Source organism: Desulfobacter sp., from assembly GCF_050177295.1.
Genome location: NZ_JBFXHE010000187.1, coordinates 1 through 8404 on the forward strand (window position 1 = coordinate 1; position 8404 = coordinate 8404).

At 48.5% G+C, this 8404-nt stretch carries 12 protein-coding genes and 1 pseudogene; 5 read left to right on the forward strand and 8 right to left on the reverse strand.

All coding sequences use genetic code 11. The annotated features are described in order from the left end of the window. Nucleotides 1–131 precede the first annotated feature (131 nt). Nucleotides 132–647 carry a YkgJ family cysteine cluster protein gene (locus tag AB7U36_RS13520; RefSeq protein WP_428160283.1) on the reverse strand — a complete coding sequence of 172 codons (516 nt, stop codon included), beginning with the start codon at nt 645–647 and terminating at the stop codon, nt 132–134. Nucleotides 648–1004: 357 nt separating this feature from the next. Between AB7U36_RS13520 and AB7U36_RS13525 the strand changes: the two genes are divergently transcribed. Beyond that, nucleotides 1005–1442 (forward strand): DUF3617 domain-containing protein, encoded by a 438-nt coding sequence (locus AB7U36_RS13525; protein WP_428160284.1) that lies wholly within the window; start codon nt 1005–1007, stop codon nt 1440–1442. Between the two features lie 44 nt (nt 1443–1486). On the opposite strand, the gene pspF is transcribed toward AB7U36_RS13525, so the two are convergent. Beyond that, complete coding sequence (gene pspF, locus AB7U36_RS13530; protein WP_428160285.1) at nt 1487–2572, reverse strand: phage shock protein operon transcriptional activator; 1086 nt, start codon at nt 2570–2572, stop codon at nt 1487–1489. A 243-nt stretch (nt 2573–2815) separates the two neighbouring features. On the opposite strand from pspF, the gene pspA reads away from it, so the two are divergent. From pspA to tesB, 4 genes are read left to right on the forward strand one after another with little or no spacing between them, the layout of a single operon-like run. Next, nucleotides 2816–3502, forward strand: a complete 687-nt coding sequence (gene pspA, locus AB7U36_RS13535; protein WP_428160286.1) for a phage shock protein PspA — start codon at nt 2816–2818, stop codon at nt 3500–3502. Nucleotides 3503–3526: 24 nt separating this feature from the next. Continuing rightward, nucleotides 3527–3772 carry a phage-shock protein gene (locus AB7U36_RS13540; protein ID WP_428160287.1) on the forward strand — a complete coding sequence of 82 codons (246 nt, stop codon included), beginning with the start codon at nt 3527–3529 and terminating at the stop codon, nt 3770–3772. A gap of 33 nt (nt 3773–3805) precedes the next feature. After that, complete coding sequence (gene pspC / locus AB7U36_RS13545; RefSeq protein WP_428160288.1) at nt 3806–4246, forward strand: envelope stress response membrane protein PspC; 441 nt, start codon at nt 3806–3808, stop codon at nt 4244–4246. 9 nt (nt 4247–4255) lie between these two features. Beyond that, the gene (gene tesB / locus AB7U36_RS13550) at nt 4256–5146 is read left to right on the forward strand and encodes an acyl-CoA thioesterase II (protein WP_428160289.1); all 891 of its coding nucleotides are present in this window, start codon (nt 4256–4258) and stop codon (nt 5144–5146) included. A gap of 33 nt (nt 5147–5179) precedes the next feature. Here tesB and AB7U36_RS13555 read toward each other — a convergent pair whose 3' ends face one another. From AB7U36_RS13555 to AB7U36_RS13580, 6 genes and pseudogenes are all read right to left on the reverse strand, one after another. After that, nucleotides 5180–5524 (reverse strand): response regulator, encoded by a 345-nt coding sequence (locus AB7U36_RS13555; protein WP_428160290.1) that lies wholly within the window; start codon nt 5522–5524, stop codon nt 5180–5182. After that, a complete protein-coding gene (locus AB7U36_RS13560) occupies nt 5445–5969 on the reverse strand; it encodes an ATP-binding protein (RefSeq protein WP_428160291.1) in 525 nt (174 codons plus the stop codon). Before AB7U36_RS13560 ends, AB7U36_RS13555 begins: the two co-directional genes overlap by 80 nt. Next, nucleotides 5923–6357 carry a histidine kinase gene (locus tag AB7U36_RS13565; protein ID WP_428160292.1) on the reverse strand — a complete coding sequence of 145 codons (435 nt, stop codon included), beginning with the start codon at nt 6355–6357 and terminating at the stop codon, nt 5923–5925. Before AB7U36_RS13565 ends, AB7U36_RS13560 begins: the two co-directional genes overlap by 47 nt. Then, the gene (locus AB7U36_RS13570) at nt 6333–7547 is read right to left on the reverse strand and encodes an MASE3 domain-containing protein (protein ID WP_428160293.1); all 1215 of its coding nucleotides are present in this window, start codon (nt 7545–7547) and stop codon (nt 6333–6335) included. Before AB7U36_RS13570 ends, AB7U36_RS13565 begins: the two co-directional genes overlap by 25 nt. Then, nucleotides 7547–8029, reverse strand: a complete 483-nt coding sequence (locus AB7U36_RS13575; RefSeq protein ID WP_428160294.1) for a response regulator — start codon at nt 8027–8029, stop codon at nt 7547–7549. Before AB7U36_RS13575 ends, AB7U36_RS13570 begins: the two co-directional genes overlap by 1 nt. 124 nt (nt 8030–8153) lie before the next feature. Beyond that, nucleotides 8154–8404 (reverse strand): annotated as a pseudogene (locus AB7U36_RS13580) (hypothetical protein); the annotation flags it as partial.

Consider the following 8404-nt stretch of genomic DNA (forward strand, 5'->3'; position numbering starts at 1 on the left):
CTCCCTGATTGCCCAGGCCAGACGCTTTAAATCCTTGGGACCGCAAATTTTATAATCAGCGGTCCTTTTTTCCCATACCCCACAGCCTCTTTGCTGCTAAATCAGATCCCTGGGCAGGGCATTTAACGATGTTATCCGTTTTCACAGGATAAACAGGATAAAATGGAGCCAGCCGGACTATTTTTGTCCCGGATCTCCTCATATAAAAGATCCCGCCATAAATTTGCTTTGGCTTCGGTCATGTCCATCCGGTCCAGCACCGTCTGCCAGTTCCGGTCTTTTGAAATGGGGCAGGATTGGTCTATCCCCAGGATACAGTTTTCTTTAAAATCGTATGGAAAAAGTCTGCAGATCAATGGCCGCCGGTCTAAGGGAAGCAGGCATCCGCTGTCCGTGGCCAGGCAGCACTGTTTATCTGCCCCTCTTTTTAATACCCGGACCTGATGGTCTTCTGACATGATCATGGGCAGCCACAACGGGTCATAATCCGGTTCTATATCCGTTAGTACCGGGGGCTCGACAGTATAAAAATCAGATACTTTCAAATAATCGGAAATACGGGAGATATCTCCGGGTGTCAGGTAAATCTGGTATCCTTTGCAGCATGATTTGCCAAGGCTTGCGCAGATTGCACAAGGCATAACCATAAAAATACTCCAGAATCGGTTTCAAGATAAAAACCGGTTAAAAAACCGGTCGGATTTCCATGGGGATTTCCATGGGTGTATTAGCAACTTGCGTGCCATTTGTTTAATGCTTTGATAATAAGAGGGTGCGGCCATTCGGGGTCATTATTTAGGTCTCTGACTGTCCGTTTTGTTAAAAAATCGGACATTGGTTGTCCGGATATTATTAGGTGCATACCAATGAAAATTTTGGTTTTCTTCGGTGCTAGGTATCGTCAATTACTGTGTTGAAACGGCACTCTTTTTGCTTTCTTACCGGAAAGCTCTAAGCCTTGCCAGGGGTATATATATTATTAAAATGTTAATTCAGGAGGATGTATGAAAAAATTTGCATTGTTGTTTTTCGGGGTGCTGCTGAGCCTGGTTCTGGTAACCTGTGCCTGGTCAGATGTGGATATTCAAGAAGGATCCTGGGAAATAGTCATTGAACCGGATTCAGCCGGCGACAATTCTGAAAATAAACCCAATGTTTTTTCCTGCTGCCTGTCCCAATCCCAGCTGATTCCGGTTGACCCTTCACAGGGAAAACGGTGCGAGTATTCCGACACAGAATATGACGGGCAACAAGTGGTGTTTACCCGGACCTGCAAGGATAAAAAGGGCAAACTTCTTGAAACCCGGATTGAAATGATTTTCAACGGCAATACAATGGAAGGCTATCTGCATACCATTATTGAAGATCCCGATGGTGGCGTGTCGGATTTGACTGAATATATGACCGGCGAATTGAAAGGCCCCTGCCCGGCATCCAATTAATCGGGTGCCAGAACGTTATTTGTTAAACTGCTGGGGGGTTGGGTTCACATCCCATGCTTTTTTTTCAGGCTCCTGAACTGGTCATAGGATATCCCAAGGTTTGCTGCGGCCTGCTTCTGGTTGAACCGGGCCGCGGTCAGTGCCTGGGATAAGCGGAAACGCTCAAGGGCAAGCACTGCCTTTTTCAGCGGCAGACCAGCCAGTTCCGCCAGCGGCAGAACTGCATCTTCATTGGGGTCAGATGACTTTTCTGTGTACTGGACCGCCTTTGTATCAGCAGATAGAGAATTTGTCCGGTTTTCAGCTTGTTCGGTTGATGATGGCCCAGGTCCTGGCAGAGGTCCGAAAGGCGATGCAAACGGTGAAAAATCAATCCGGGTAATGACCGGGCCGTTTGTCCTATACACAGCGCGTTCCACCACATTTTTCAACTCCCGGACATTACCGGGCCACGCATAGGATTCAAGGTCCAGTGCCGCGTTCTTTCCAAATTCAGGCACCTGATCAAACCCCAGTTCAAAGGCCATGCGTCCGGCAAAATGATTGGTAAGCAGCATGACATCCCCTTTCCGCACCCGCAACGGGGGGACATAAATCACCTCAAAAGAGAGACGGTCCAGAAGATCCTGTTTAAAAAGGCCGAGTCGAACCATTTGGGTCAGATCCACATTGGCAGCCCCCACGATGCGAACATCGGTATGAACAGGATTAACTGCCCCCACCCGTTCAAACCGGCCGTATTCCACCACCCGAAGAATTTTTTCCTGGACTTCCATGGGAATATTTCCGATTTCATCCAGAAACAGGGTGCCGCCGTCAGCCTGTTCAAACCGCCCGATCCGGCGGGTACCGGCTCCGGTAAACGCACCTTTTTCATATCCGAAAAGCTCGGATTCGATCAGGGTGGCGGTTAAGGCCGCGCAATTCAGCGTAACAAAAGGTTTTTGCCAGCGCCGGGATAAAAAATGCAGCCGTGCGGAAGCCAGTTCCTTGCCCGTGCCGCGTTCTCCTAAAATCAGTACAGGCCGATCAATGGGCGCGATCCGGGAAATCTGCTCCTGGAAACTTAAAAACGCTTCGGACTGGCCCAGGGCCTCGGACATGCTCACAGGCCCATTGCTATTATCCATGGAATTTGTATATGCCAACATCACCTCAAGCTATGGTTAAATTAACTAAATTTTAGCATTTCATACCACATTGCAACAGATTTCGCCACCAAAAATTTTTCATCAAAAGAGATAACCCATTGAGATGCAAAGAAAATATAAATCACATACCTTGTGGCACATTTTCTGCTCTTCTGCGTTGGCGACGCTTAAAAACAATGGGCGCAAAAGGATCCAAAAAATTTACAAAAAAGGAGAATAAAAATGGGTATTTTTACACGCTTCAGAGACATTGTGTCTTCAAACATCAACGCCATGCTGGACAAGGCCGAAGATCCTGAAAAGATGATCAAGCTCATGATCCGGGAAATGGAAGACACCTTGATTGAGCTTAAATCATCCTGTGCGGGCACCATTGCCAATCATAAAAAAGTGGAACGTTTAGGGCAAGAGACCAGGGAAAAAGAGGTGTTCTGGAACGAAAAAGCAGAACTGGCAGTGACCAAAGGCCGCGATGACCTGGCCCGCCAGGCCCTGATGGAAAAACGCAGATTCAGCCAGCGTCTGGGCGTGGTGGAAGCAGAACTCATGGATCTTGCAGTCATGGTCGATCAGTACAAAGATGACATCACAGAACTTGAAAACAAACTGAAATCCGCCCGGGAAAAACAGCGGATGCTGGTCCAGCGGCATATCCGGGCCCAGCATAAGAAACGGGCCAGACAGGAAATCCGCAGGGCAGACTCTTCCGAAGTCATCAAGAAATTTGAAGAGATGGAAAATCATATTGAGCGTATGGAAGCTGAAGCTGATTTAGTTGATTTCAGCAGACGATCCAGCCTTGAAACCGCCTTTGATGACTTGGCAGCAGACGAAGAGATCGAAAAGGAACTTAATGCATTGAAATCCTCCCAATCCGGAACAATTAATGATACAAAGTCCCAGAGCTAACCCTGACAATTTCAAAGGAGGGATATGAGCGGCGTATTCATTGCAATGATCAGTGTCGGCGGGTCAATACTGGCCCTGATTATCCTGGGAATAATTATCATCGGTATTATCCGGACAGCCAGAACCGGAGGACTTTCAAATCATGATAAAGACATCCGGGCCGAAGAAACAAGAATGATTCAGGACATATACAATGCCCTGCCAAAAATAGAGGAACGGGTTGAAGCCCTTGAAACCATACTCATCGAACGCGGGCACCAAAACCGTTAACAGCGGTTTTCAACACGCCTGAAAGGATAAAAAATGAGATACCATAAAAACCGTTATCACCGTGCAGGCAAAGGCATGTGGGGGCGGGCAACACATGGCGGATTCCGTCAGAGAATGGACCGCCTGACCGCAGCCGAGGGCCTTTACCGTTCCAGACGGGGCATTATCCTCGGCGTTTGCCGGGGCTTGGCAGAACATTTTAACTTCTCGGTATTCTGGACCCGGGTTCTTGTATTGGTCCTGTTTTTATTCACCGGGTTCTGGCCCCTGGGCGTTTTTTATCTTGTTGCAGGATTTCTGCTTAACCTTGAGCCTGTTATTCCGCTGGAAAATGAAAGTGACGAAGAATTTTATCAGTCCTATACCCGGTCAAGATCCTCGGCTATCCAGCGGATTAAAAAAAAATTTGACAATATTGACCGCCGGGTTCAGCGCATGGAGCATACGGTCACGTCAAAAGAATTTGATATTTAGGGGAATATCATGACAGACAGTGTTGGACAAAATGTACTTGAAGAACTTTTGGGGCTGCTCAGCCTGGAAAAAATTGAAGAGGACATCTTTCGGGGCCAGAGCCAGGACCTAGGCTATGGCAACGTATTCGGCGGACAGGTTCTGGGCCAGGCATTATCTGCGGCATCCCGCACAGTGCCGGACCATCTTTGTGCCCACAGCCTGCACGGATATTTTCTTCGGGCCGGGGATGCCGCCTGCCCCATCGTGTATCTAGTGGAACGCACCCGGGACGGCCACTCCTTTACTACCCGGCGGGTCAAGGCTGTACAAAAGTGCCGGACCATCTTTTCCATGTCAGCCTCATTTCACAAATTCGAAGAGGGCTTTGAGCATCAGGATCCCATGCCTGATGTTAAAGGTCCTGAGGGTGTGGAAAGTGATTACAACATGGTCCTCCGTTATGCAAAGAACATTCCTGAAAATATTGTAAAAAAACTGTTGTATCCCAATCCCATTGAACTGCGGGTCGTCAATCCGGTAAATCCCTTTCATCCCGTTCCCATGCCGCCGGACAAATATGTCTGGTTCAGGGCCACCGGCCCTTTGCCTGACGATGCCGCAACCCACAGGTACATGCTGGCCTATGCATCGGATTTTCACCTGGTCCCCACAGCCCTTTATCCCCATGGCAAAACCTTCTGGTCCCCGGACATGCAGGTGGCAAGCCTGGATCATGCTATCTGGTTCCACAGGGATTTTCGGATGGACGACTGGCTGCTCCATGTGATCCATAGTCCCAATGCGGCCATGGGCCGGGGACTTAACCACGGTTCCATCTACACCCGGGACGGCAAACTTGTGGCCAGCGTGGCCCAGGAAGGACTGATCAGAAGGGTGGATAAAATGTACGTCACCTGAACCGGGAGCAGGCGTTATGCCTGAGCCCGGTTTTTAAATGAGGTTCACAGCATTCTGAATGGCCGAAACCATCTCAGGCGCAGTACACCCTTTGCTGATGAAGTCAACAGCGCCGGCGGAAATGATGTCCCGGGCATACTCTTTTTTTTCATGCATGGACAGGGCGATAATTTTTATTTCAGGATGCGTCTTATAGATACGGCTGGTGGCCTCAATGCCGTTCATGCCCGGCATGTTGATATCCATCAGGATGACATCAGGCTTTAATTTCTCAGCTAGCTCTACTATCTCTATACCATCATGGGCCTGGCCGACCACCTGGCTGGATGCCGGTTGTTTCCTTAAGGGCCTGGAATACGCCCTTGCGAAAGATCGCATGATCGTCTGCCAGCAACACCCGGATATCTTTTCCGGACGACTGTTTCCAAACAGCATCACCATCAGGGAAAACAGATTCGCTTGAGGGGTCATGGTTTGCTGCAATGGGCTTTTTTGCTTCCTGTTCATACGGCAACACAATATCAAACCGGCTGCCGCTGCCGGGGCTGCTTGTGATCTGAAATGTTCCCCCGATTAACTGAATTCGCTCCTGGATACTGAACAGGCCAAGTCCCTGCTTCATATTATCGGAAACAGTGATGCCGGTTGGGTCAAATCCATTGCCCTTATCCTCTACACTGAGACAAAGACGATTTTCACCGTCGGCTCTCAGCATGACGCACGCCTTTGACGTTCCGGCATACTTGACCGCATTAAACAGCAGCTCGCGCACCGACTCAAACACCAGCAGCACAATATCTTCGGAAAGCGGCACACTGGACATCTGTGATGTAAAAACCACCTGAAAATGATGGCGTTCCAGCATCCGGCCGGCAAGCCACCTTAAACCGGAGACCAGTCCCCCCCCTGTAAAGTGCCGGCGGACTTAAGTCTGCGCTTAATGAGCGGGCCATCTGGATGCAGGTGCCGATGGTTTCTTCAATTTTTTTGGCTGCCTGGCTCAACTTCGGGTCTTTTATCTGCCGCTCCAGACCGCTTAAATGCAGTTTGGCTGCCGCCATATACTGCTGGATACCGTCATGCAGCACCTTTGCCACCCGCCTGCGTTCCGCCTGCTCTGCCATGGTAAGCTTCCCGGCCAGGGCTCTGAGCTGACCGGACCGGGCCAGCGCCTCCTGATTGGCATTCAGGTAGCGGATTTCAGCAGCCATGCGCCGTTCAATCTCTTATTTTTAAGGCGTTTGATGGTCTGGTGCAACAAGGAACGGGTCCGCTCAATAATTTTTTCTTCAAGCTTCTCATTGGCCTCTTCAAGTGCTTTCTGGTATGCCTGCCGGACACTGATATCCCGGAATACAAGCACAAGTCCGGTCCCCTCTTTTTTTTCATTTTTAATTTGACTGAGGGTCTCCTCCACCGGAATCCGGGTGTCATCCCGGCGCACCATCATCCCTTTGCAGGCAAGCGGAATCGGCAGGTTCTCACCCCCCGGATTTTTCAGCATCTGTGTGCAGGAACAATCCTGATTTTCCGGCTCTATGGAAAACACCATATCAATTGTTTTCCCCAAAGCATCAGCCTGCGGCCAGCCGGTGAGTTTTTCTGCAGCCGGGTTGATAAAAGAGATCTGCCTGTTTTTATCCGTTGAGATAACACCATCGCCAATACTGTTTAACGTGGTATTGAGCCACTCCCTTTGAATAGAGAGTGTATCAAGGGCCTGTCTTCTTTCCGTGATATCTTCAAAGATGGTTACGAACTCGCCATGCCTGACCGAATAGGCGTTTATGGAAAACCATTTCCCAAGCTGGGCAACGTGGCCTTCAATACGAACCGGCTCACCTTCCATGGCAACCTTGCCGAAAAGCATAACCCAGTTCTCAAACTCTTTATTTATATGCAGGAACTGTGAGGCTTTCTTTCCTTTTACATCTTTAAAACCTGTCAATTTTTCAAAGGCGGGATTGATTTCAAGAAATTCATAATCAACGGGGGCACCGTTTTTATCCAGAATCATCCGGTGTCGGGCAAACCCGTCAATCATATTTGAGAACAGTGCCTGATAGCTTTGCCTGGTGTCGGTCATATCCTTGAACAAGGTACTGTAAGGCCTTGAAAGACCGGTTTCGATCAAGGCCTTGTAAAGACAGTAAAAGGATATAATTTTGAAAAAATGCCCCAGTATATTGGCTGGTCCATAAACCCCGATATAGGTTGTAAACAGTAATTCAGAAGCAATGGTGATGATGATGGATGCCTGCAGCCAGTTGAAAAGGCTGCCGTAAAACCGTCGGGCATTCCAGGTGAGCATAAAAATACTGCAGGCAGTCACCACGGCAAACATCTCTGCAAGGGTATGAAAGAGCAGATAATTGTAAAGTGTGCTGATGTAAAAAGCCATCAGCTTAAGTATTTCCCGCTCCCGCTGGGTAAGGCTGTCCCAGGCGGTTGTTTTTTTAGTTTCCGGTAGTTGTCCAGAAATCCTTCCATGACAATGCCGGTAATCCCCGGGCTGATATAGGTTTTCCCGGAGATTACCACGTGGATTGCTTTTAGCAGCTCATCCTGGGACGAGTCCTTCAAACAGTATCCTGAGGCCCCGGCATCAAAGCACTCCAGAATAAATTCATCAGAATCGTGAATGGTCAACGCCATGATTTTGGAATCCGGTCTTTGGCGTTTGATCTCTTTGATGGCAGAGACCCCGTCCATTTTGGACATGGACAGATCCATCATGACCAGATCCGGCGGTTCTTTAAGAGAAAGGGTTGTTTCAATGGCTGAAAACCCGTCGGCGGCCTGGGCCACTACCTCAAGATTTTCATCCGAATTGATCATCAGGCACAACCCTTCACGCAGCAGAGTATTGCATTCAGCAACCACTATTTTTTTCTTTCTTGGATTTATGAAATATCCTGAATTATAAACATATTATGACACGCTTGAAAATTCGCCTCCCCATCCACTACTGATATATCATGCCCCCTTGAATACACCAAATAAAATATCATTGGCATATAAAATGCTTACATGTATCCGGTCTCCTTTGACATATTAATTCTCCTTTAATAAATCGGGTCATTTTTTCCTTTTTGTTATGCCTGGTTACCGGAAACGGCAAATCCGCTGGTTCCAGGCCCGTGGCCGATGAGGTGCCGGCAATTCTGGCCAGGTACGCGTCCCCCAGATTTTTAATATGGCCGCCAATATTGTCAAAATAGTTGAGGTGAATCTGCTCTTCGTCAATAATAGTTTCAA

What these genes read in the sequence shown, in the direction of transcription:
- tesB (WP_428160289.1), top strand. Translation starts at nt 4,256, where the DNA reads ATGACAGACAGTGTTGGACAAAATGTACTTGAAGAACTTTTGGGGCTG.
- AB7U36_RS13540 (WP_428160287.1), top strand. Translation starts at nt 3,527, where the DNA reads ATGAGCGGCGTATTCATTGCAATGATCAGTGTCGGCGGGTCAATACTG.
- AB7U36_RS13555 (WP_428160290.1), bottom strand. Translation starts at nt 5,524, where the DNA reads ATGCGATCTTTCGCAAGGGCGTATTCCAGGCCCTTAAGGAAACAACCG.
- pspF (WP_428160285.1), bottom strand. Translation starts at nt 2,572, where the DNA reads ATGGATAATAGCAATGGGCCTGTGAGCATGTCCGAGGCCCTGGGCCAG.
- AB7U36_RS13560 (WP_428160291.1), bottom strand. Translation starts at nt 5,969, where the DNA reads ATGTCCAGTGTGCCGCTTTCCGAAGATATTGTGCTGCTGGTGTTTGAG.
- AB7U36_RS13520 (WP_428160283.1), bottom strand. Translation starts at nt 647, where the DNA reads ATGGTTATGCCTTGTGCAATCTGCGCAAGCCTTGGCAAATCATGCTGC.
- pspA (WP_428160286.1), top strand. Translation starts at nt 2,816, where the DNA reads ATGGGTATTTTTACACGCTTCAGAGACATTGTGTCTTCAAACATCAAC.
- pspC (WP_428160288.1), top strand. Translation starts at nt 3,806, where the DNA reads ATGAGATACCATAAAAACCGTTATCACCGTGCAGGCAAAGGCATGTGG.
- AB7U36_RS13525 (WP_428160284.1), top strand. Translation starts at nt 1,005, where the DNA reads ATGAAAAAATTTGCATTGTTGTTTTTCGGGGTGCTGCTGAGCCTGGTT.
- AB7U36_RS13565 (WP_428160292.1), bottom strand. Translation starts at nt 6,357, where the DNA reads ATGGCTGCTGAAATCCGCTACCTGAATGCCAATCAGGAGGCGCTGGCC.
- AB7U36_RS13570 (WP_428160293.1), bottom strand. Translation starts at nt 7,547, where the DNA reads ATGGCTTTTTACATCAGCACACTTTACAATTATCTGCTCTTTCATACC.